Origin of the sequence: Parabacteroides sp. AF17-3 (assembly GCF_003635445.1) — a bacterium.
GTDB classification, from domain to species: domain Bacteria; phylum Bacteroidota; class Bacteroidia; order Bacteroidales; family Tannerellaceae; genus Parabacteroides; species Parabacteroides goldsteinii.
This window is the reverse complement of sequence record NZ_QTMM01000016.1, coordinates 1-302: the sequence shown is the minus strand read 5'-3', so window position 1 is coordinate 302 and position 302 is coordinate 1.

Below are 302 nucleotides of genomic sequence, written 5' to 3'. Positions count from 1 at the left end.
TCTTCGTCTATCACCATATTCCCGGCAGGCCGGTAACCGGCCGCTTGCCGCATGGCAGTCCGTTTCGCCTCCGGACTGTCGCGGATAATTCCCCGTGTTTGCAGGGAGAGATACACCCGCGCCGGATAAAGCCGCTCGATCGGACAGCCTGCCCGGTATTGCTCAAACACCCGGCGCAGAAATACCCGTTCGCGCTCCTCCTTGTAAGCCTCGGAGACGGGCGGAAGGGCGAGCGATTTCGCTTGCTCACGCTCCACAACAGCCCGGTATCGCAAATCGCTGGTTTGATAACATTTCAGCCA